Below are 22,831 nucleotides of genomic sequence, written 5' to 3' on the forward strand. Positions count from 1 at the left end.
GCGCAAGCTCGCTCCCACATTGGCTTGCCCCTAGGGCTGCCCCTCATCAGTGGGAAAACAACGAATTGCCCTTCTGCCCCGCCAGTTTCTCCGGCTTGATCAGGAACCGCGCCAGCGCCGGCAACAGCCACAGCGCACCGAACATGTTCCACAGCAACATGAACGTCAACATCAAGCCCATGTCGGCCTGGAACTTGATGGCCGAGAAGATCCAGGTGCACACGCCGATGGCCAGGCACAAACCGGTGAACAGCACCGCCTTGCCGGTGGATTTCAGCGTCTGGTAGTAAGCCTCCTGCAATGGCAACCCGGCCCGCAGGAAGCTTTCCAGGCGACTATAGATGTAGATGCCATAGTCCACGCCGATCCCGACGCCAAGCGCGACCACCGGCAGCGTCGCGACTTTCACACCGATGCCCATGAAAGCCATCAGGGCGTTGCCCAGTACCGACGTCAGCACCAGCGGCAGCACGATGCACAGCGTCGCCGCCCAGGAGCGGAAGGTGATCATGCACATGGTCGCCACGCAGATGTACACCAGGATCAGGATGGTCAGTTCCGATTCCTTGATCACTTCATTGGTGGCCGCCTCGATGCCGGCGTTACCGGCGGCGAGGATGAACTCCAGGCCATCGCGGTTGTTTTCCTTGGCGAAGTCCTGCACCGCCTTCACCGCGCGGTCCAGGGTCTCGGCCTTGTGGTCGTTGAGGAACACCAGCACCGGTGCCAGGGAGCAGCTGTTGTTGTACAGGCCATCGGCCCGGGCGATGGAGTTGTTCAGCACATCAGGGTTGCGCGACAGGGTCTCCCATTTCAGGTTGCCCTCGTTCATGCCCTTGATCATCTGCTTGGACACGGTCACCAGGGAAATCGCCGACTGCACGCCCTCGGTGTTCTGCATCTTCCACATCAATTCGTCGATGGGGGCCATGGCTTCATAGCGCGAGCAGCCTTCGGCCTTGGTCTTGACCATCACCACCAGCACATCGGAGCTGGTGGAGTAATTGCTGATGATGAAGTTGTTGTCCTGGTTGTAGCGCGAATCCGGACGCAGTTCCGGCGCGCCCTGGTCCAGGTCACCGATCTTCAGGTTCTGGCTGTACCAGAGGCCACCGCCAAAGGCGAGCACCGCCAGGGCAATGGACACCGGCGCGACCTTGGCGCTGGCGAAGTTCGACAGCAGGCGCCAGAACGGATGCTCGCGGGTCGCATCTTTCTTGCTGCGCTCCACCGCACGCTTGCTGATGCCAGCGTAGGAGATCGCCACCGGCAGCAGGATCAGGTTGGTGAACACGATCACCGCCACGCCGATGGAGGCGCCGATGGCCAGTTCGCGGATCACGCCGATGTCGATGATCAGCAAGGTGATGAAGCCCACGGCGTCCGCCAGGATCGCGATCATCCCCGGCAGGAACAACTGGCGGAAGGTACGCCGCGCCGCCGTCAGGGCGTTGTCCGCCTCGCTGGACTGCAAGGCGATGCCATTGATTTTCTGCACCCCGTGGGAAATGCCGATGGCGAAGATCAGGAACGGCACCAGCATCGAGTACGGATCCAGGCCGAAACCGGCGGCGTGCATCAGCCCCAGTTGCCAGACCACCGCCACCAGGGTGGTGGTCAACACCGCCACGGTGCTGCGCATGCAGTTGGTGAACCAGTACAACAGGATCAGGGTAATGACGAAGGCCACGCCGAAGAACAGCACCACCATGACCAGGCCGTCGATCAGGTCACCGACTTTCTTGGCGAAACCGACGATATGGATCTGCACATTCGGGTTCTGGGCTTCGAACTTGTTGCGGATCTTGTCTTCAAGCTCGTGGGAAAACTTCCGATAGTCGAGGGCGAGCAATTTGCCCTGGTCCTGCGGGTCCGGATAGGACTCCAGCAGCGGGATGTCGATGATGCTCGACTTGAAGTCGTTGGCCACCAGGCGCCCGACCTGACCGGACTTGAGCACGTTGTTGCGCAGCAGGTCGAGGCTGTCGGCCGAGCCGTTGTAGCTCTGGGGGATCACCTCGCCGCCGGCGAAGCCCTCCTCCGTCACTTCGGTCCAGCGCACGCTGGGGCTCCACAACGACTTGAGCCCGGAACGGTCGACACCGGAGATGTAGAAGACCTCGTCGTGGATCTGGCGCAGGGTCTCCATGTAGTCCTTGGAGAAAATGTCGCCATTGGTGGCTTCCACGGAAATGCGCACCGTGTTGCCCAGGTTCGCCAGGTCGTTGCGGTGCTCGAGCATCTTCTGGATGAAGGGGTGCTCGAGGGGGATCATTTTTTCGAAACTGGTGGAGGGACGGATCAGCGTGGCCTGCCAGAACAGGAAAATGCTGACCAGCAGGCAAATGACGATCACTGCCGGGCGGTTGTTGAAAATCAGGCGCTCGAGGAACGTCGCCTTGTCTTGATGATGACTGCTCATGGGGTCCGCCTTCTTGTTTTTATGCCCGTCTTGCAGGCCTGACTCATTTGCTCAGTTCGGCGCCGGTGGATGTGGTGGCGCGCACGCCGCCTTGCCCCGCCAGGATCAGGTTGCCGTTGCCTGCCGCCGTGACGGCCGCCACGGAGATTCGGTCCGGACGGTTGAACACGCTGAAGGTCTCGCCGTCGTCGGTACTGCGCACCACGCTGCCGCCGTTGCCGACAATCACGATGGAACCGTCCGCCAGCAGCGTGGCACCCGACAGGCCGAATTCCAGGCTGCCCCGGGCGGCCTTGAGCTCGACCTGCTCCCAGGTGCCGCCAAAATCGGTGGAACGGTACAGGTTGCCGCGCAAGCCGTAGGCCAGCAGCGTCGAAGGTTGGGCGGTGCCGATGACCCCGAACAGCGAGCCTTCGTACGGACCTTCGACCTTCTCCCAGGTCTGGCCCCCGTCGGCGGAGCGGAACATGCTGCCGGCCTCGCCGACAATGAACAGCCCGGCGTCTTTCACGGCCGCGATCGCATTGAGGTGGAACTGGTCTTCGTTTTCGAGGCGGTCGCTGGCGTCTTCCCAGTGCTTGCCGCCGTCGGTGGTTTCCAGCAGCGCGCCGTAGGCACCCACGGCAAAACCGTTGCTGGCGTCCTTGAACCAGACATCCAGCAGCGGCGCTTCACGGGTGAGGTCTTCGTATTGCTTGGTCCAGGTGCTGCCACCGTCGTCGCTGGCGAGGATCTGCGCGTCGTGCCCCACGGCCCAGCCGTGCTTGTCGTCGACGAAAAACACCGCGGTGAGCAGTTGGCGGCTCGGCACCTTGGCCTGGGTCCAGGACGTGCCCTGGTCGTCGGAATAGACAATGTGCCCTCGATCACCGACCGCCACCAGGCGCTGGCCGGCATGGACCACATCGAGCATCAGGGTTTTGCTGGCCTTGGCCGATTCGACGGAATAGATGACATCGGACGTCGACGCCGCAACGGCCATCACCGGTGCCGACAACACCGCAGAGCCCAGCAGCGAGAGCGCCGAAGCCAGCAACGCGATTCTGCGCAGCATCGGCGGCCGGCAGCGGCCCACAGCCATGACAGGCTCATTCATAGACCTTTCCCCCATTATTATTGTTATGGCTTGGTACGTTGCCAGTCCTGGAGCATAGTCCTGAAACCTGCAATCTAGAGCCACTTCGGAAGCTGGCCTATCCTATCGGGCTTTCGAAAGGTCTGACAATCGACGCCGCGTTATCTTTTGTTAACCAGGGGGGCTGGCGCTGGGGGTGAATGGCGGGGTATTCGGTGGGGTGATAGCGAGGGGCCAGGCGGTGACGGGGCTGACGCTATCGCGAGCAAGCTCGCTCCCACAGGGGTTCCATGCTGATCACAGAATAGCTGTTCGCTGGAGATCTACTGTGGGAGCGAGCTTGCTCGCGATGGGAGCACCGCGGTCCGCCAGGCAGACCGCGGCATCAAGGTCACGCCAGGCTCTTGCTCACCACCTCGAACACATCGGCCGACAGCCCGCCGGACGCCAGGATGCGTTCCAGTTCGCCTTTCATCAACGCCTGGCGGGCGCTGTCATATTTGCGCCAGCGGGTCAGTGGCGCCAGCTGCCGCGAAGCGATCTGCGGGTTGAAGCCATTGAGCTGGATCACCAGGTCCGCCAGGAAGCGATAACCCGAACCGTCGGCGGCGTGGAAGTTGATCAGGTTCTGCCCGGCGAACGCGCCGACCAGTGCCCGCACCTTGTTCGGGTTCTTGATATTGAACGCCGGATGCTCCATCAGCGCCTTGACCCGCGCCAGGCCACCGGGCAACGGGCTGCCGGCCTGGACGCTGAACCATTGGTCCATGACCAGCGGGTTGCCCTTGAAGTTTTCCGCGAACACTTCCAGGGCCTTGGCCTTCTCGGTCTCGAACGGCGAGTTGACCAGCACCGCCAGCGCGGTCAGGCGTTCGGTCATGTTGTCGGCGGTGTCGAACTGCTCCAGCGTCGCGCTCAGCACCTCAGGCTTGCCGGTGAGCATCAGGTAGGACAGCGCGATGTTCTGCAACGCGCGGCGGGCGAAATGCTCGGCCTCGGCCACGTATGGCGTGCGTTTCGACAGGTCGCGGTTGGCTTCATAACGCAGCCACAGGGCTTCGAACAGGTTCTCGGCCAACTGCTGGCGGGCGAACTCACGGGCAGCGTGGATCGCCTCGACGTCAGCCACTTCGCTGATTTCCGTCAGGTAGGCTTCGCTGGGCAGCGAGAGCATTTCCGCGACCATGGCCTGGTCCAGGGATTCGTCCGACAACACGCTGCGCAGCGCACTGACCAGGCGTGGATCCAGCGTCAGGCTGGCGCCCTGCTGATGTTGGGCGATCAGTTCCTGCAACACCTGCACCGACAACTGCTGGCCGGCATCCCAGCGGTTGAAGCCGTCACTGTCGTGTTGCATCAGGAACATCAATTGGTCGCGGTTGTACGGGAAGCTCAGCTTCACCGGCGCCGAGAAACCACGCAGCAACGAAGGCAGCGGTTGTTCGGCGATGTCGATAAACGTGAAGGTCTGCTCCGCTTCGGTCACCGAGATCACCCGGGACGTACCGTTTGCCGCTGCTTCACCGGCCAGCCGCAACGGGATCTCGGCGCCTTGGCTGTCCAGCAGGCCCAGTTCCACGGGAATCACGAATGGCAGCTTTTCCTGCTTGTCCGGGGTCGGCGGGCAACTCTGGCGGAAGGTCAGGCTGTAGGTCTTGGCAGCGGCATCGTAAGACTCGCTCACCGCCAGCCGTGGTGTACCGGCCTGGCTGTACCAACGTTTGAACTGGGCCAGGTCGACGCCGTTGGCATCTTCCATGGCCTTGATGAAGTCGTCGCAGGTCACGGCCTGGCCGTCGTGGCGTTCGAAATACAGGTCACTGCCCTTGCGGAACCCCTCAGGCCCCAGCAGGGTGTGGATCATGCCGACCACTTCCGAACCCTTTTCGTACACGGTCAGGGTGTAGAAGTTGGAGATCTCGATAAAACTGTCCGGACGCACCGGGTGGGCCATGGGGCCGGCGTCTTCGGCGAACTGGTGGGTGCGCAGGTACGCCACGTCCTGGATGCGTTTGACGGTGGCGGAGTTCATGTCGGCGGAGAAGCCGGCGTCGCGGAACACCGTGAAACCTTCCTTGAGCGACAGTTGGAACCAATCACGGCAGGTCACGCGGTTGCCCGACCAGTTATGGAAGTATTCGTGGGCAACGATCGCCTCGACCCGCTGGTGCGCGGCATCGGTGGCGGTTTCGGCGCGGGCCAGCACGGCGCTGGAGTTGAAGATATTGAGACCCTTGTTCTCCATGGCGCCCATGTTGAAGTCGTTGACCGCGACAATCATGAAGATGTCCAGGTCGTACTCGCGCCCGTACACCTCTTCGTCCCAGCGCATCGACTTCTTCAGGCTGGTCATGGCGTGCTGGCATTTGTCGATGTTTTCCGGCTCGACGTAGATGCGCAGCGCCACATTACGCTCGGTCAGGGTGGTGAAGGTGTCTTCGACGCACCACAGGTCACCGGCCACCAGGGCAAACAGGTAGGCCGGTTTCTTGAACGGGTCTTCCCAGGTCGCCCAGTGCCGGCCGTCTTCGCCGGGGCCGCTGGCAATCGGATTGCCGTTGGACAGCAGCACCGGATAGCTGTGCTGCTCGGCCACCACGGTGGTGGTGAACTTGCTCATCACATCCGGACGGTCGAGGTAATAGGTGATCTTGCGGAACCCTTCGGCCTCGCACTGGGTGCAGAACATGCTGCCGGATTTGTACAGACCTTCCAGGGCGGTGTTGGTTTCCGGATGGATCCTGACGGTGGTGTCGACCGTAAAGGCTTGTGCCTTGGGGTGCACGGTCAGGTGATTGTCGTCCAGTTGATAGTCGCCCTGCCCCAGGTCGGCATCGTCGAGCTTGAGGGAGATCAATTCAAGATGCTGGCCATCGAGCACCAGCGGCGGCAGCCCGGCGCCGCGCTCGGGGTTGCGGCGCATCACCAGTTGCGCATGGACCAGGCTGTGGTCCTCGAACAACTCGAAGGTCAGGTGTGTTTCGTCGATCAGGTACTCGGGGGCCTGATAGTCCTTGAGGTAAATCATCTTCGGTTGTTCGGTGCGCATGGGTCGAATCCTTCTACTGATGCACGGCGAGCTGGTAGGCCGTGTATTTACGAATGTTGATCACGCCGGTGTCGAAAATCAGGTATTGGCCCTTGATCCCCAGCAGCGTGCCTTCGGCGATCGGGTTCTTGTCCAGGTTGAAGCTGACGATCTTGGTCGGGTACTGCTCCACCGGATACCGAATCTCGATGGGCTCGACATCCGCTATGGTCTGGATCGCTTGCAGGCCGAATCGTTCCTGCAAGCCCTGCAATCCCTGGGCGCAGCTTTCGAACAGCGCGTCGCGGATCGCCGGCAGGTCCACCGCTGTCGCGTCGCCCTTGAGCAAGGCGCGCCAGTTGGTCTTGTCCGCCACCTGGCTGCGGAACAGGTCCTCGACAAACCCTGACTGCTGGCGCGTGGCGACCCGCAGGATCGGCAGTGCCTGGCTGGCGCCCTGGTCCAGCCAGCGGGTTGGCAATTGCGTGGCACGGGTGATGCCGACCTTCACACCGGAGGAGTTGGCCAGGTAGACCACATGATCGGTCATGCAGAATTGCTCGCCCCAGGCCGGGTCACGGCAGGTGCCCGCGTCGAAATGGCAACGCTCCGGGCTCATGATGCACAGGTCGCACTGGGCCAGCTTGGTCATGCAAGGGTAGCAGTAACCCTGGCTGAAGCTGGTCTTGGTCCGGCGTCCGCAATGGGTGCAGTGGATCGCACCGAGGTACTCCAGGCGGATCGTGCTGCCGATCAACGGGTTGACCGGCACCTCGACCTCGTCCAGGCGAAAGGCGTATTGAACGGTCGGCCCGTCAAGGCGTGCCGACATCTTGCTGATTGCACCGCGGCCAATCTCGATCAATGGATGGCGTCCGACTTGAACAGGATATTGGGCACTTCGGTCGACTTCGACTGGCATTCCTGCGGGCCCATGTAACCGGTGCGCTCGTCTTCGGGCAGGTTCTGGATTTCCCAGGCGATCATGGCCTGCAACGACAACTCGCGCTGCTCGGCGGTGAGCTTGTTGCCGTCGGCCCATTTACCGATTTCCACGGCCAGTTTCAGGCTCTTGTAGATATCGGGGGTGATGTTCTTGATCATTTCGTTGAAGGAAGACATGGGTTCTCCGCGCAATCGCGCATTCTCAAAAGGCACAGGCGCCGGTCAAAGGGCCATTTTACGGCGAGCGAACAGCCCGCCCAACAAGCCCGTGAAGCACCCGACGAGCAGCCCGCCGACGTGGGCCGCATTGGCGATTTCACCGAAGCCGATCAGCGAAACCAACCCGGACAGGCACAGCAGCAACCACACCAGCATCATCACCAGCACCCCACGGGGCAAGTGATAGGCCGGATTCGGTGCGAGCAGTTGGTAGATCCAGCAATGGCCCAGCAGGCCGTACAGCACACCGGACAAGCCGCCGAACAGCGTCGGCCCGCTGAAAAAGTACTGGGCGAAATTGGAGACGAGGCTGAACAACAGCGTCAGCCCCAACAGGTTGATACCGCCCTGGCGCGCTTCGATCCGCCGCCCCAGTTCCCAATACCACATGCCATTCATGGCGATGTGCAGGAAGCCGAAGTGAATCAGCATCGGCGTTACCAGGCGCCACCACTGCCCCGCCGCCAGGCTATCGCCCAACGGCGTGAACTGGATGTAATCGCCAACGACGCGAAACTCGAGGAAGGTCAGCCAGCGTAGCGTCGCAAGATTCTCCCCCAGCAGGGTGACCGCGCTGACAATCAGGCTCAGCAACAGCACCAGGGCCGTCACTGGATGGCGGGTCAATTGCTGGACGAACCCGGCTCGCCGGGAAGTGCCCCCCGTGTCTGGCAGTTCCAACTGCTGATCGGGATCGCCGGCGGGAAAACGGGCGTACAACGCACGCACGTTCTCGCTGATTTCATCCGGCACCCAGAGCACCTGCTCACCCGCCTCTTCGCTGACCCGATGGGGCACCTGCATGCGCTGCAGCAGCTTGACGAAGCCGCTCAGGTCCACTGCCAGGGGTAGGCGCAGAACCGCGACAGCACTCATTTCACCACCTCCGGTCGCTCGACATCGACCCAGACGAACTTGTGCGGATCCAGGCGGGTTTCCTGGTCGAGGCGATAGGCGACCAGCTTGCCGTAGAGCACCGCGCTGTAATCCAGGCAGGCCAGGTTCGGGCGGATCGGCGCGGGTTTGCCGCTGCGCCAATAGTGACCGACGAACAACAGCGGCTCATCGACGCCATAGCGCAGCAGGTTGTTTTTTTCATCCGACGACAACGGCGTGCGAGCCACCGGTTCCGGCAAGGCGTCGGGCTGGAACACGATGTCGCCGTAAGTCTGCGGGTTGTCTTCCCAGAACTTGGTGCGGAAAAACGAACGGGTCAGGCCATCGCCCCCCGTCAGCGTCAGGCCGTGGGGCAGGCGCATGTCCGTGCCGCGCAGCAAGCGATCGAACACCGTGCAGGCAAAACTGCCCGGTTGCGCCGAGGCCTGGAGGAAATGCTCGTCCACACAACCGTCCGGGAACAGGCCCCGCAGCGGTTCGATCAGGCCGGCATCCCAACAGGCGTGCACCACCCGGAAGCGGCCAGCGTCGACAAACAGCGGCAGCTCATAGAACCATTCGAGAAAGTCATGCCAGTCGCCGGGATGCTGCTCGAACTGGGTCAGTGTCTCGTTGAGCAGGCGGGCATGGCGCGGCGTGTGTTCGCGCACGTAGCGCTGGCCGCTGCCCGGCAATGCCGGTGTGCTCCAGCCCAGGGCGTTGAACTCGTGGTTGCCCATGATGCACAGCGCTTGGCCGGCCATGACCATGTCATGGACGATGTGCAGCGCCTCGCGGATCCGCGGGCCACGGTCGATGATGTCCCCCAGGAACACGGCCATGCGCGACGGATGCCGCCAGACCCCGCCCTGCTTGTGGTAACCGAGTCGGTCCAGCAGGTGTTCCAGGGTCAGGGCGCATCCATGCACGTCACCGATCAAATCGTAACTGCGCGCAGGATCGAGCATCAGTCGCCTCCACCCCCCAACCGACTGCCCCAGCCAAGCTTGGTCCGGCAGACTTCGTAGTAATTGTGATCCAGCGGATGGATCAGGCGCAGCTTCTGCGCTTTTTTGCTGACGGTGATGGTATCGCCCGGCGCGCAGGTGAAATGGTTCTGGCCGTCACAGGACACTTGCGGGTAGATCTGCATATCCTTGGACACGACGATTTTCAGCTCACTGTTGCCATCGACCACGATCGGTCGCCCAGACAAGGTATGGGGGTACATGGGCACAATCACAATAGCGTCGAGCTTGGGATGCATGATCGGCCCGCCGGCCGACAGCGCATAGGCGGTGGAACCGGTGGGGGTGGCGACGATCAGGCCATCGGCTTTCTGGCTGCAGACGAACTGGCCGTCGATGTACAGCTCGAACTCGATCATCCGCGTGGATTTACCGGGGTGCAGCACCACGTCGTTGAGGGCATCGCCCTGGCCGATGGCCTCGGCATGACGGCGGACCTCGGCCTGCAGCAGGAAGCGGTTTTCCACCAGGTAGTGGCCGTCCAGCACCTCGGCGACCTTGATCTCCAGCTCGTCGGGGCGGATATCGGTGAGGAACCCCAGGCTGCCCCGGTTGATCCCCAGCACCGGGATGTTGTGTCGTGCCAGGGCCCGGGCGGCCCCCAGCAGGCTGCCGTCGCCGCCGACCACGATGACCATGTCACAGACTTCGCCGAGCATCTTGCGCGACGACGTCTGCAGGCCATGGCCCGGCAGGACTTCGGCGATGGTATCTTCGAGGATCACATGCAGGTGCCGCTCCAGGAGGAAACGTTTGAGACGGCGAACGGTGTCCAACACCTGCGAACTGCCCAGGCGACCGATGATGCCGATATTGCGAAATTGCTCCATGAGGCTCCTGCGAGGGTCTGCGGCGGGCGAAAAACACGATTATGGGCGAAAGCGCGCCGTAGACAAAATCCTTTAAGCCTTGCCCATGGCGCAATGCTGTTCATCCAAGGTTTAGCTGTACCACTGTGGCGAGGGAGCTTGCTCCCGCTGGACTGCGAAGCAGGCCCCTTGGGGCGGTTGCTATGCAACCGAGCGGGAGCAAGCTCCCTCGCCACGGGTTCTTTACTTTCCTGGAATGAACAGCATTGGCCACAGAGCGGCTATGCTCGCAAAATGATCCTGTTCCCTGAATTGCTGGACTTGCCCCGACGCCTGCACCATCCCGAAGTGCGCGATCTCGCGTGGGCGATCATCGCCCCGCCGATGCTCATCGACACGCCCTGGCCCAGCGCCATCCCCTGGCTGGCAGTGACTGGGTGCAGGAGCCTGGCCGACTGGAACACTGGCTGCGGCAACTGGACCGCGACAGCTATCCGTTGCTGCACTGCCTGTCCCAAGGGCGAACGCGCCGCCTGGGCCTGTATTACGAAAGACTGTGGCAGTTTGCCGTGCAGCATGCCCCAGGCATCGAATTGATCGCCGCGAACCTGCCGATCCGGCGCGAAGGCCATACCCTGGGGGAACTGGACCTGTTGCTACGTGATCGCGACGGCATCCACCACCTGGAGCTGGCTATCAAGTTGTACCTCGGGCCCCAGCACGGAAACGGGCTGGACGCCGCGCAATGGCTGGGCCCGGGCTGCCATGACCGGCTCGACCGCAAGCTGGCGCATCTGCGCGAACACCAACTGCCGATCTCGGCCCGCCCGGAAAGCCGCGAGGCCCTGGCGGCACTGGGAATCGAGCCTTCGGGCCTCGAACTGTTTCGCTCCGAACTCTGGCTGGGCGGGTATTTGCTCTACCCCTGGCCGGGCCAGGCCGAACCACCGGCCGGCGCCCACCCCAGGCATTTACGCGGGCGCTGGCTGCGTCAACGGGACTGGCCTGCGTTCATTGCCCAACGTCCGCCGGGTCGCTGGCAACCCTTGCCCCGCGCCGCCTGGCTGGCCCCGGCGCATTATCCGGCCGAGCAAACCTGGAGCACCGCGCAACTGGAGGCCTGGCGAATGGCCCTGGACCCCATGGCGCCGGCGCAATTGATGGTGCGCCTGAGTGAAAACGCCGAGGGTGATTGGGAAGAAGCCGAGCGGGTGTTCCTGGTGGCGGATCGTTGGCCGGATGTGCCGGGCGGTGGCTGAGCCTTGTGCTGCCTGTCAGGGCCTCATCGCGAGCAAGCTCGCTCCCACATTGGAAAGCACTTTTCTGCAAAAGTGAGTTCCCACACTGGAATGCACGCCCTTGTGGGAGCGAGCTTGCTCGCGATGAAGCCAACTCGGTTCTAGAAGGACAACCGCACAGCCAGCGCCGCCAACGTCACCAGCAACACCGGCACGGTCAGCACAATCCCGACCTTGAAGTAATACCCCCAGCCGATCTGGATGTTCTTGCGCGCCAGCACATGCAGCCACAGCAACGTCGCCAGGCTACCAATCGGCGTGATTTTCGGGCCCAGGTCACTGCCGATGACGTTGGCGTAGATCATCGCCTCCTTCACCGCCCCGGTGGCCTGGCTGGCATCGATGGACAAGGCGCCGATCAGCACCGTCGGCAAATTGTTCATGGCCGACGAGAGCAGCGCCGTCAGCACACCGGTGCCCATGGCCGCGCCCCACACGCCATATTCGGCGAAACCGTCGAGCCAGTGGGCCAGGTAACCGGTCAGCCCGGCGTTGCGCAGGCCATAGACCACCAGGTACATGCCGAGGGAAAAGATCACGATCTGCCAGGGCGCTTCCTTCATTGCCTTGCGGGTGGAGATCTTGTGGCCGTGGGCCGCGACCGCCAGCAGCAACGCAGCACAGACCGCCGAGATCGCACTGATGGGAATCCCCAGCGGCTCCAGGGCAAAGCAGCCCAGCAGCAGGATCACCAGTACCGCCCAGCCGGCATAAAACGTCGCCTTGTCGTGGATCGCCGTCGCCGGATCATCCAGTTGATCGGGGTCATAGTCGCGCGGAATGTCGCGACGGAAGAACCACAGCAGAATGGCCAGGCTGGCCGCCACGCTCACCAGGTTCACCGGCACCATGACCGCCGCGTAACGGTTGAAACCAATGCCGAAGAAGTCCGCCGAGACGATGTTCACCAGGTTCGACACCACCAGCGGCAGGCTCGCACTGTCGGCAATGAAACCGGCGCCCATCACGAACGCGAGGGTCGCCGCCGGGGAAAACCGCAACGCCAGCAGCATCGAGATCACAATAGGGGTCAGGATCAACGCTGCCCCATCATTGGCAAACAACGCCGACACCAGCGCCCCAGCAACACCATGAACGCAAACAGCTTGCGCCCGCTGCCCTTTCCCCAGCGGGCCACATGCAAGGCCGCCCAGGCGAAGAACCCCGCCTCGTCCAGCAGCAGGCTGATGATGATCAGCGCGACGAACGTCCCGGTGGCGTTCCAGATGATCTGCCAGACCAGCGGGATATCACTGACCTGCACCACCCCGCTCAACAAGGCCAGCACCGCCCCCAGCGTCGCACTCCAGCCAACGCCCAGCCCCTTGGGCTGCCAGATCACCAACGTAATGGTCAGCAGGAAAATCAATGACGCGATGAGCATGCGCTACAGCCTTGAAAAAGGGATGGGAAAAAAGTAATCAGCAGCAACGTGCCACCGGACGATCAGGCATGGCATTCAAGCGCTGCACATCCGCTGTCAGCCAGGCGGTACTGGCCGCCAACGCCTGCTCCAGCATCGTACTGACCCAGGCCGGTAACTGCGGGTGCTGGCGGTAATAAACCCACTGCCCCTGGCGTCGGTCGCTGAGCAGCCCAGCGTTGCGCAACTGCGCCAGGTGCCGGGAGATCTTCGGCTGGCTCAGGCCCAGCGCGGCGGTGAGCTCACAGACACACAACTCGCCTTCACGGGCCACCAGCAACGCAATGCGCGTACGGGTGTCATCGGCCAGGGCCTTGAAGACATCGACGGGATTGGGGTAATCGGGCATGGCGTGGGAAGCCTGGGATGAGCGAATGGCGAATATATGGATATTCGAATACTCAGTAAAGCCCTGGATAGGTCGCGCAAAACGCTTTTGTGGCGAGGGAGCTTGCTCCCGCTCGGTTGCGCAGCGACCGCCCAAAGGGGCCTGCTGCGCAGTCCAGCGGGAGCAAGCTCCCTCGCCACGGGGTACGGGTTATGTCAGCTAGCGCGGTTCGCCATTATCCGGCGGATACCCAGCGCCACATGTCGCCGCAAACCATTTGGTTAAGCAGTCAAGATCCGCTTTCTTTATAGCTGGCGAATGCGAATATTATCCACATCGGTGATCCCAATTTCTGTACTGAACCCCAGCATATCGATTGGAGCGTCAGGTGTTAAGACAGTTGAATATGGCTCCCAGCTATGCAGAGGATAGATGAGGAGGCTAAATTGTCGCTGCCCGGATCCATTGCCAAAAAAAACCAAGGGAGTGGCGCCGGAAAGGCTGCGGCAAACAAAGCTAAGCTCATAGCGAACACCCTGCTGGAGTGAAATACGCAACAATGCTCCCCCGTGGTCAGCTGGGGCCTCCCGCCCCATTCGGCCAAAATAGTTACCATCCTCATGAACGACTTCAAACAATTTTGCATCTTCCCAACCATTAGCATTCCCACCATCAAATGGGGTGTAATGATCCACCGTCCGCTCTTCGTTTCGAACCATATAGGTCCGCAACGGAAAAGTAACCGCCTCACTCTGGCTGTTGCTGCGATTGAAAGTAACCCGCAACACCACCTTCAACTGAGATCCATCACGCAGTTTCTCAAGCTCGGCCCGAGGAATCTCTTTAGACAGCCCGGCAGATACTTCGCCCTGGACAACTTCTTTATTGGTGTAAAGCGTAATCGTATAGTCAGACCCATCACTGGCGACCCCTTCGCAGCTTAGCCAGACCCGCTGGCCGGCGGCAATCAGCGGCCAAGGTGCCGCCGTGACACGGGCATCCCCCGTGAAGCTACCCAGGTCCAACTCACTACCAATTCCCCCCTGCGCCGCCTCCGGAATCAGAGGCATCGCCAGGCTGGCCGCAGGCATCGCCTGTACATTCAGCGTAAACGAATCCGAAGGTGGCGACTCCACGCCAGCCTGGATCACCGTATAGGTGACGGTCACCGCCTTGCCCAAGCTAAACGCCACTACGCTGTTGTCGATCGGTACTTCCCAGCCGTCCCTGACGGGCCATTCGTCCGAGGTGTAGGAGCCTTCGGCGGGCGTGCCCGGGGCGCCGGTCCAGGTGACTTTCAGTTTGTCGCTGGGCTGCAGCGCGGCGTTGGCCGGTACCACGATGGTCAGCGAATCCTTGGCATTGACCGGGTTCAGGGTGGCACCGTTGGCCTCTTTCACCGAGGGGGCCGTCAGTTCCAAGGCCGAACCGACCGTCAGGTGCCGGACGATGGAGTTGCCCAGGGGCGTAGCGCCACGGGTGATGGAGTAGCTGACATCCACGGTGCCATTGAGGTTCTCGCTCACATACCTGAACGGCACAGTAAACGGCACCACCTTGCCCGCTGTATTACCCGTCAAGGTTCTCGACTGGTCCGGGGCATTGCTCGACGAGCCGCGCCAGCGCAGCACGACAACATCCTCGGGCAGGGTTGCGGTGTAGGTGGCGATGACGTTGGCGCCGATGACAGGGTTGACGTCGTCCGGGTTCAACACGTCGTTGGGCGCTTCCACGACCGTAGGAATCGGCAGCGACGGCGCCGCGGCACCCACCGTCAACCTCAAGGACTCCGATTCGGGCTGACCGTTCACGCTGTAGTACACCGTGAGCGAACCGCCATCGAGGCGCTTGACCTGCTCTTTGTCCAGGTTCGCCAATACCGGCGCGCCAACCGCCTCATCGCCCACGATGGCCGTCACTTCATGGTAAGTCGGAAGCGTGGTGGAGGTACGACCGTCGCAAATGATGATGATCTCATCGCCAGCGACACGTCCCGGATAGTAGGGAACGGAAAGCGTGTAGAAATTCAGGTCCGGGTCCAGCGTGCCGCCCACGGCTTCCACAATGTCGGGGGCCAGGTATTGGCGGGTATCGCCGATCACGGTCACAGAGGTGCTTTTCGACGGAAGGTCCCTCTCGCCACTGCGGATCCGCACGTAACCCACCGTGGCCCGCCCCTTGGCGATCGCCGCGACATCGGCATGGGGGATGGTGAAATCGTAGAAGTAGGGAATGGTTTGAACCGTTTCCTCCAGCGGACCGACGATCACCGGTGAACTGTCGGCGGCGGTGCCGCGCCAAGTCATGCGCAAGAGATCTCCGATGGCATGCTCGTAGCGGTTGGCGGTAACCCGCACAGTGACCGGATTTCCGGCCAGTTCGGCGAGGTCGATTTCTTCAACGGGAAAACCATTGACCAGCACCAACGGCGGATCGAGCCGGTTATTGTTCAGATCCACCAGAACATGGCTCACCGCCGACCAGCGCCAGTAGCCGCCTGGGTAGTTGCCGCATTCATCAACCACCTGATAGGCCACGGCAAGGGCATCGCTGTCTTCGGCAAGCTCGATGACCTCGAGGGGGACAGTGATGATGATCTCCTCGTCCTCCTCCCCTTCGGCCACCGTGCGGTAGATGTTTTGCGTGCCCCAGGCCAGATTGATCCTGTCATTGCGGCGCATGAACTTGTAAGGCTTGATGGTCACCGGCACACCCGCCGCAGCCTCTTCGGGGCCAACGCCATTTTCAATAATGTCCTGGGGAATCGAGTACTCCAGGCCCGAGTGGCCCGGTGTGCCCTGGTCTTCATCGTAACCGCCGGGTGGGTCGAGTTTGACCAGCAGCTTCCACTTCGGCTCCGACTTCAGGGGATCCGCGGCGCCTGCGGGCAGCACACTGTAGAACACAGGGAAAGCGTCGCCCCTGACGATATGCCCCTCATCGATACGGAAAACCAGACGGTAGTCTTTCTGGTTTGCGTCGATATTCGTACTCCAGACCGGGGTGGTTTCGTCGTTCCAGTAGAGTTTGAAGGCATCACCGATCTCCATGTTGTTCCAGGGATCGACAATGCAGAGCAACCCGCCTTCCACCAGCCTGGCCGGGATGCCGGCGTCATAGTCTTCCACCGGACGCGTCCAACCCGGGAAAATGGGTGGGCGAAGGTCAAGCAGCGTCTGGTTGTCGGGCGAGCAACGCGGGGGGAATCGCTTTTCCATGGAGAACACCTCGATGGTTGAGGGGCTGCCCAATAAAACAGTAGAGGCGCAGTGAACGTAAGGTGATTAGGACGCACTGGAATGAGAGCGTCTACTGTCAGAGTTGACAGTAGGGTGGGGATTTAAAGCGATACATAAAACCCGTGACGAGGGAGCTTGCTCCCGCTCGGTTGCGCAGCGACCGCCCAAAGGGGCCTGCTGCGCAGTCCAGCGGGAGCAAGCTCCCTCGCCACAGGGTTTCTGAAATCCCGGGTATCAGGCCTTCTTATGCTGCTCGACCCACTTGCCATAGGCATCGATGAATTTCTGCAAGAATGGCCTGACGGACTCCGACAGGTTGCCCGCCTCGTCGAACGCCGTCCCGGCGTTACTCAGGTAGCCTTCCGGCTGCTGCATGCAGGGCACGTCAAGGAACACCAGGGACTGGCGCAAATGATGATTGGCGCCGAAACCGCCAATGGCACCCGGCGAAGCACTGATCACCGCACCCGGTTTGCCACTCAGGCAACTCTGGCCGTAGGGACGCGACCCCACATCGATGGCGTTTTTCAACGGTGCCGGCACCGAACGGTTGTACTCCGGCGTGACGAACAACAAGGCATCGGCCGCGCCTACCTGCTGGCGGAAAGTGCTGTAGGCTGCCGGAGGGGAAACATCGATGTCTTCGTTGTAGAGCGGCAACTCGCCAATCTCGATGATGTTCAGCTTGAGGTTGGCTGGCGCCAGGTCAGCCAGTGCCAGCGCGACCTTGCGGTTGATCGATGCCTTGCGCAGGCTGCCCACCAAAACGGCCACTGTGTAGACATTACTCATGAGAGGCTTCTCGACTGTCGGCTCAAAGGAGCCTGTAGTTATAGATGATCGGGGTGACAATTGGACCAGTGGAGCGACAAAAACCGGCCGGCTGGACTATTTTTTTCATGTAGGAAAACTTACCGCGCTTGACCAGGGTCTACAGAACCGCAAATCGAGTGATTTATTTCCAGAGGTTCTAAGCAATGGCAGCAGTACTTGTCGGACAATTTCATGCGCGGGACGCCGAAGGTCGCGTCTATTCAGTGCATGAGTTTCAGGAATCGACCCCGTCGCCCGACGGAAACGGCAAGGAGCCTGTCACTACCTATAAATTGGCTATCGGTGATCGAGTCAACAAACTCGACGACGGAAAATTTATTCTCGTGCAATCTCAAATCGAATTGACGCGCGAACCGGAAACGCCACTGCCCACTCAAACGCCCGCTGAAACGCAAATAGCTTCATAACCGTTGGTTATGAGCAGAAGTCATACCCGGACTTGGGTTAGGATTCAGCCACTCAATGGCTCATCCGCCGAACATGGACTTCTTGCATGCGTTTACGCCACATCGAAGTGATCCAGGCGCTGCTGCAGACCGGCCACCTCGGCACGGCGGCCGAATGGCTGCAACTGCCGGTGGCGGAGGTCGAGGCGATACTGCGCGACGCCGAGGCCCAATTGGGTTTCATGCTGTTCGCCAGCGTGCGCGGTCGCTTGCAGGCCACCCGGGAAACCCTTGAATTGCGCGACGGCATCACGCGGGTGTATGACACCCTCGAACCGGTGCAGCGCCTGGCCAGCAGCCTGAAACACCATCAAGCAGCCCCCTTGCGCATTATCTGCACACCGCCGCTGGCCCAGCGGTTGCTGCCCCAGAGCATCGCCGCCTTGCGTCGTCGCCATCCGGATGCGCCGTGCACCCTGCTCAGCCGACCGACCCGCGACATCGTCCACAGCCTGCTGTTGCGCGAAAGCGACCTGGGCCTGAGCCTGCACGACCCTGAACATCCCGACATCCATTGCCAGATGATCGCCCAGGGCAAACTGCAGTTGCTCGCGCCTCACGGCTGGCTGCAACCCCGTCAAAAATATATTTCGCTTCAGGACCTGGCCGGCCAGCCGTTGGTGGGCCTGGATGGCCATGACCCGCTGAGCCCTGCATTCGAGCATAAACTGGCGGCGCTGCGACCGGCACCCATGATCCAGCTCCGCGTCCAGACCCATCAGATGATGCGCGCCATGGTCGAGGCCGGCGAAGGCCTGGCTATCGTCGACCCGTTCACCGCCTCGGGCGCCAAGGACGGCGGCCTCGATGTCTGCCCGGTATCGCCCGCCATCGCGATTGGCCTCTATGCCTTGAGTCTCAACGGCGCACCCTCTTCACCCGCCCTTCAATCGCTGCTGGAACGAATTACGGAACAAGCCGAGGCGTTGCTGAGCCACTGATCGACATGCCCAGTGGATCGTCGAACAGCCGGTACCAGAACAGCGCGACTTCGGCGGTATGCCGGTCAATGCCGCGATAGCGCAGGTGATCGATACCACCCAGCACGTAACCGCAACGCTCATAGAGCCGGCAGGCGCCCAGATTGTTGTTCTGGGTCTCGAGCATGATGCCCGGCAGTTTTTTCTTGCGGCTCCAGAACTGGGCGACATCGAGCAACGCCTTGGCCACCCCGTGGCGACGGGCCGGGGCGTGTACCGCCAGCTCGTCGATGTGGGCATAGCCGTTCCAGTTGGTGCTGACCACCAGGTGCCCGACGGGCTGGTCATCGAGGTAGGCCATGAAGATCTCGCTGTCCGGGGCATCGCGGAAGCTGCTGAACTCTTCGGGATCGATGCCATAGCACTTGCGATAGGGCACGATGGGCGTCACCGGCCACTGGCTGACGGGACGGCCGATCTGCGCCGTCGCGTAGTCGCTGACTTCAAAGCTGAAATCGCTGCCCCAGATGTAGGCGGCAAAGCCATCATCGACGATGCGCACCGACAGCCCGGGGTGCTTGGGATTCATGACCGGTTGCATACTGGGGAAGGTCCTCATTCCTTGAAGCACCCAACGGCGTGGTGCCATCCATTGCCCTTGTCTTTCAAATCATCACACATCAAGCGGGATCCGTACCGTAGCCTGCCCGTTACCTCAGGGTAGAAGGTCGTGGCGATTGTGGCGAGAAATGAACAATGGATGACCCTGCGGGAGCGAGCCTGTTCGCGATGGCGGTCGTTCAACCAGCATCAATGCTGGATGTGCCGCCGTCATCGCGAGCAAGCTCGCTCCCACAGGAGAGGGTTCATCAGTGCGTGGCGGCCTGTGCCTCGGCCAACTGCGTCCACAATGCCGGAGCACCCGCGGACTTGGCGATGGCTTCCAGACGCGCGGCATGCTCGGCCAGGTCGCTTTCGCTGGCGCGGATGATCCGCGATGGCTGGCGGTCGGCGGGCAAACGGCGAATTTCCGTGGCCTGGTTGCCGGAGCCTTCGCCGGTGCCGTTACCGTCCGAGGCGTTGCCGGCCAGGGACAGGCTGGTCTGGCCGCCGGTCATGGTCAGGTAGACGTCGGCCAGGATCTCGGAGTCGAGCAAGGCGCCGTGCAGTTCACGACCGGAGTTGTCGACACCGTAGCGCTTGCACAAGGCGTCGAGGCTGTTGCGCTGCCCCGGATGCCGTTCCCGGGCCATCATCAGGGTGTCGAGGATGGTGCAATGCTGGGTGATGTCGGCCCGATCGTGCTGCCCCATCAGGGCGAATTCGTTGTTGATGAACCCGACGTCGAACGCCGCGTTGTGGATGATCAACTGCGCGCCCTGGATGAATTCGAAGAACTCATCGGCCACTTCGGCAAAACGCGGCTTGCCCACCAGGAACTCGTTGGTGATGCCGTGGACGCCGATAGCGCCCTCGTCACTTTCACGGTCCGGTTGCAGGTAAACGTGGAAATGGCGACCGGTCAGGCGCCGGCCGATCAGCTCGACACAACCGATTTCAATAATCCGGTGACCATCGGTCACCGGCATGCCGGTGGTTTCGGTATCCAGTACTACAGATCTGTTGGCCATCAGTGTTCAGCTCTCAACGGGCAGTCTTGCAAAAGCGCGGATCTTAACACGCTCACGCCAGTGCATCCGCAATGTCCTGTCAGCCAGGCTTTTTATGGCTTGGCGCTCCCTCGCCACAGGTGTCATCCTGTCCAGATCCTGACAACACCCCTATCAGGCCTGCTTGTAGCCCCGCACCTCATCCACCCCACGATTGGCCAACTGGTCGGCCCGCTCGTTGCCGTGGTGGCCGATGTGGCCACGCACCCATTTCCAGGTGACGTTGTGGCGGTTGACCTGCTCATCCAGCAGTTTCCAGAGGTCGGCGTTTTTCACCGGCTCCTTCGCCGCCGTCTTCCAGCCGCGCTTCTTCCAGTTGGCCATCCACTCGTTGATGCCTTTCATCACGTATTGCGAGTCGGTCACCAGCAATACATCGCAAGGCCGCTTGAGCTCTTCCAGGCCACGGATGGCGCCCATCAGCTCCATGCGATTGTTGGTGGTATTGGCTTCGCCGCCCCAGAGTTCCTTCTCCACGCCCTTGCACACCAGCAACGCGCCCCAGCCGCCCGGGCCGGGGTTGCCCTTGCAGGCGCCATCAGTGAAGAGTTCTACGCTATCGCTCATGCCAATCTATCCAGAAAAAATGCAAAGGCCAGCCGACCAGGCGGTTGAGCCTGTAGTCGAAAGGCCGGCCAGGCCTGCCAAAAGGGGTTATGGCTCGATGTGACGACGATTGACCTTGGCCATCGGCAAGGGAATCAGCTTGCCCATCGGCTCGCGTCGCGCCTGACGCACCGGGCGCAGCCCGACCGCGATCTTGCGCGCCACCAGCAGGTAGAAACCACCGCCGGACAGCTGCCAATCGCCGGCCTTGCGCTCCCAGCCGGCCAGGCGAGCCTGCCACTTGGGTGATGCAAGCGGCGGACGATAGCACCCGAAGCGGCGTTTCTCCAGCGCGAAGCCCAGCAGGTTGAGCCAGTCGCCGACCCTCGACGCCGAGATGCAGCGGGCCTGGCGCAAGGCGTCGTGGGCAAACACATGACGCAACCCCCAGGTGCTCCAGGGGTTGATACCGATGATCAACAGATGCCCGCCGGGGCGCACGCTGCTGGCGGCTTCACGCAGCAAACCGTGGGGCGACAGGCAGAAATCCAGGCCGTGCTGCATGACCACCACGTCGGCGGCATGTTCGCTCAGCGGCCAGGCCTGCTCCTCGCAGACGATCTCCACCCCGGGCAACGGCGCCCCCAGGCGTACGTTGCGCTGGACCTGCGGTGCCGACGGCGGGGTTTGCGCCGAAGGCCCGTAGTGCACCAGATAGCCGCCAAAGAACCGGCCCAACTCGTCTTCGAGCATGCGCCGTTCCTCTTCCAGCAAAAATTGCCCGACAGGGCCGGACAGCCATTCACGGGCCGCGCTGATCAACGCCAGCCAGTCAGGATCAGCCTGAGCGAACGCTTCATCGGTCATTGCATTCTCCAACGCGTCAGGAAGTTCTAAGATGCGCCTTTGTTTTCCGCTTGGCGAATTCCGCGATGATACAGATCAGTGCCCTGCCCGCGTTCACCGATAACTACATCTGGTTGTTACAGGATCACTCCACCCAGCGCTGCGCCGTGGTCGACCCGGGTGATGCCGCGCCAGTACAGGCCTGGCTCGACGCCCATCCGGGCTGGGTCCTGAGCGACATCCTGATCACCCACCATCACCATGATCATGTCGGCGGCGTCCAGGCGCTGAAGAATGCGACGAACGCCACCGTCTACGGCCCGGCCAGCGAAAACATCCCGGCACGGGACCAGGCCCTGCATGACAACGACCAGGTCAGCGTGCTCGGCTGGGACTTCGATGTCTACGCGGTGCCTGGCCATACACTGGGGCACATCGCCTACTACCACCATGGCCTGCTCTTTTGTGGCGACACCCTGTTCGCCGCCGGTTGCGGCCGGCTTTTCGAAGGCACGCCCGCGCAGATGCACCACTCCCTGGGTCGCCTCGCCGCGTTGCCTGAAGATACCCTGGTCTACTGCACCCATGAATACACCCTCAGCAACCTGAAGTTCGCTGCCGCCGTGGAGCCGGGCAACCCGGACATCGCCGCCCGCCTGGAAAAAGTCAGCCGCCAACGCAACGAAGGCATCATGACGCTGCCCTCGACCCTGGCCCTGGAAAAACTCACCAACCCGTTCCTGCGCACGGCTGAAACATCCGTTAAACAAAAAGCAGACGAACGGAGCGGCCAGCGAAACCAGACGCCGAGTGAGGTTTTTGCGGCCTTGAGGGCTTGGAAAGATACGTTCTAAGGCAGCTATCGATTGATACAAAAAT

General features: G+C 61.8%; 18 protein-coding genes and 2 pseudogenes. 4 read left to right on the forward strand and 16 right to left on the reverse strand.

The features are described from left to right. Nucleotides 1–46: 46 nt before the first annotated feature. The 8 genes from ACZ5M5_RS17640 to ACZ5M5_RS17675 form a co-directional block, all read right to left on the reverse strand. The gene (locus tag ACZ5M5_RS17640; protein WP_464737703.1) at nucleotides 47–2,422 is read right to left on the reverse strand and encodes an efflux RND transporter permease subunit; all 2,376 of its coding nucleotides are present in this window, start codon (nucleotides 2,420–2,422) and stop codon (nucleotides 47–49) included. A gap of 43 nt (nucleotides 2,423–2,465) precedes the next feature. Further along, entirely contained in the window at nucleotides 2,466–3,518 is a 1,053-nt protein-coding gene (locus ACZ5M5_RS17645; RefSeq protein WP_464737704.1) for a WD40/YVTN/BNR-like repeat-containing protein, read from the reverse strand. 370 nt (nucleotides 3,519–3,888) lie between these two features. Then, nucleotides 3,889–6,546 carry an aminopeptidase N gene (pepN, locus tag ACZ5M5_RS17650; RefSeq protein WP_464737705.1) on the reverse strand — a complete coding sequence of 886 codons (2,658 nt, stop codon included), beginning with the start codon at nucleotides 6,544–6,546 and terminating at the stop codon, nucleotides 3,889–3,891. A 13-nt stretch (nucleotides 6,547–6,559) separates the two neighbouring features. Then, a complete protein-coding gene (locus tag ACZ5M5_RS17655) occupies nucleotides 6,560–7,390 on the reverse strand; it encodes a DUF2797 domain-containing protein (RefSeq protein WP_460078121.1) in 831 nt (276 codons plus the stop codon). Next, nucleotides 7,387–7,647, reverse strand: coding sequence for a YeaC family protein (locus ACZ5M5_RS17660; protein ID WP_060741982.1), 261 nt, complete (start codon nucleotides 7,645–7,647; stop codon nucleotides 7,387–7,389). The genes ACZ5M5_RS17655 and ACZ5M5_RS17660 overlap by 4 nt, the downstream gene beginning before the upstream one ends. A gap of 45 nt (nucleotides 7,648–7,692) precedes the next feature. Beyond that, nucleotides 7,693–8,565, reverse strand: a complete 873-nt coding sequence (locus ACZ5M5_RS17665; RefSeq protein WP_060741981.1) for a rhomboid family intramembrane serine protease — start codon at nucleotides 8,563–8,565, stop codon at nucleotides 7,693–7,695. Continuing rightward, nucleotides 8,562–9,536 (reverse strand): metallophosphoesterase, encoded by a 975-nt coding sequence (locus ACZ5M5_RS17670; RefSeq protein WP_177431676.1) that lies wholly within the window; start codon nucleotides 9,534–9,536, stop codon nucleotides 8,562–8,564. Before ACZ5M5_RS17670 ends, ACZ5M5_RS17665 begins: the two co-directional genes overlap by 4 nt. Next, nucleotides 9,533–10,423 (reverse strand): NAD(+) kinase, encoded by an 891-nt coding sequence (locus tag ACZ5M5_RS17675; protein ID WP_003180647.1) that lies wholly within the window; start codon nucleotides 10,421–10,423, stop codon nucleotides 9,533–9,535. The genes ACZ5M5_RS17670 and ACZ5M5_RS17675 overlap by 4 nt, the downstream gene beginning before the upstream one ends. A gap of 273 nt (nucleotides 10,424–10,696) precedes the next feature. On the opposite strand from ACZ5M5_RS17675, the pseudogene ACZ5M5_RS17680 reads away from it, so the two are divergent. Continuing rightward, nucleotides 10,697–11,661: pseudogene (locus ACZ5M5_RS17680) on the forward strand (DUF1853 family protein). A gap of 140 nt (nucleotides 11,662–11,801) precedes the next feature. Here ACZ5M5_RS17680 and ACZ5M5_RS17685 read toward each other — a convergent pair. From ACZ5M5_RS17685 to ACZ5M5_RS17700, 4 genes and pseudogenes are all read right to left on the reverse strand, one after another. Further along, nucleotides 11,802–13,084, reverse strand: a pseudogene (locus tag ACZ5M5_RS17685) (arsenic transporter). Nucleotides 13,085–13,121: 37 nt separating this feature from the next. Next, entirely contained in the window at nucleotides 13,122–13,472 is a 351-nt protein-coding gene (locus ACZ5M5_RS17690) for a metalloregulator ArsR/SmtB family transcription factor (protein ID WP_103308047.1), read from the reverse strand. 284 nt (nucleotides 13,473–13,756) lie between these two features. Beyond that, entirely contained in the window at nucleotides 13,757–16,669 is a 2,913-nt protein-coding gene (locus ACZ5M5_RS17695; RefSeq protein ID WP_464737706.1) for a hypothetical protein, read from the reverse strand. Between the two features lie 255 nt (nucleotides 16,670–16,924). After that, the gene (locus tag ACZ5M5_RS17700; RefSeq protein WP_092252343.1) at nucleotides 16,925–17,482 is read right to left on the reverse strand and encodes an NADPH-dependent FMN reductase; all 558 of its coding nucleotides are present in this window, start codon (nucleotides 17,480–17,482) and stop codon (nucleotides 16,925–16,927) included. Nucleotides 17,483–17,667: 185 nt separating this feature from the next. On the opposite strand from ACZ5M5_RS17700, the gene ACZ5M5_RS17705 reads away from it, so the two are divergent. Both ACZ5M5_RS17705 and ACZ5M5_RS17710 read left to right on the forward strand, forming a co-directional pair. After that, nucleotides 17,668–17,931 (forward strand): hypothetical protein, encoded by a 264-nt coding sequence (locus tag ACZ5M5_RS17705; protein ID WP_081015420.1) that lies wholly within the window; start codon nucleotides 17,668–17,670, stop codon nucleotides 17,929–17,931. Nucleotides 17,932–18,017: 86 nt separating this feature from the next. Next, nucleotides 18,018–18,911: a LysR family transcriptional regulator gene (locus tag ACZ5M5_RS17710; protein ID WP_060741974.1), complete on the forward strand. Its 894-nt coding sequence runs from the start codon at nucleotides 18,018–18,020 to the stop codon at nucleotides 18,909–18,911. Here the strand turns inward: ACZ5M5_RS17710 and ACZ5M5_RS17715 are convergent. From ACZ5M5_RS17715 to ACZ5M5_RS17730, 4 genes are all read right to left on the reverse strand, one after another. Beyond that, nucleotides 18,877–19,491 carry a GNAT family N-acetyltransferase gene (locus ACZ5M5_RS17715; protein WP_060741973.1) on the reverse strand — a complete coding sequence of 205 codons (615 nt, stop codon included), beginning with the start codon at nucleotides 19,489–19,491 and terminating at the stop codon, nucleotides 18,877–18,879. The two genes, ACZ5M5_RS17710 and ACZ5M5_RS17715, sit on opposite strands and share 35 nt — an antisense overlap. A gap of 268 nt (nucleotides 19,492–19,759) precedes the next feature. After that, nucleotides 19,760–20,521: a DNA polymerase III subunit epsilon gene (gene dnaQ / locus ACZ5M5_RS17720; protein ID WP_060741972.1), complete on the reverse strand. Its 762-nt coding sequence runs from the start codon at nucleotides 20,519–20,521 to the stop codon at nucleotides 19,760–19,762. Nucleotides 20,522–20,674: 153 nt separating this feature from the next. Continuing rightward, complete coding sequence (gene rnhA, locus ACZ5M5_RS17725) at nucleotides 20,675–21,127, reverse strand: ribonuclease HI (RefSeq protein WP_030142629.1); 453 nt, start codon at nucleotides 21,125–21,127, stop codon at nucleotides 20,675–20,677. A gap of 87 nt (nucleotides 21,128–21,214) precedes the next feature. Beyond that, nucleotides 21,215–21,973 (reverse strand): class I SAM-dependent methyltransferase, encoded by a 759-nt coding sequence (locus tag ACZ5M5_RS17730; RefSeq protein ID WP_053119806.1) that lies wholly within the window; start codon nucleotides 21,971–21,973, stop codon nucleotides 21,215–21,217. 65 nt (nucleotides 21,974–22,038) lie between these two features. Here ACZ5M5_RS17730 and gloB point away from each other — a divergent pair, with 65 nt between their 5' ends. Then, on the forward strand, nucleotides 22,039–22,806 hold the full coding sequence (gloB, locus tag ACZ5M5_RS17735) for a hydroxyacylglutathione hydrolase (protein ID WP_103308071.1): 768 nt from the start codon (nucleotides 22,039–22,041) through the stop codon (nucleotides 22,804–22,806). Nucleotides 22,807–22,831: the final 25 nt, after the last annotated feature.

This window comes from Pseudomonas sp. Van50, from assembly GCF_055390755.1.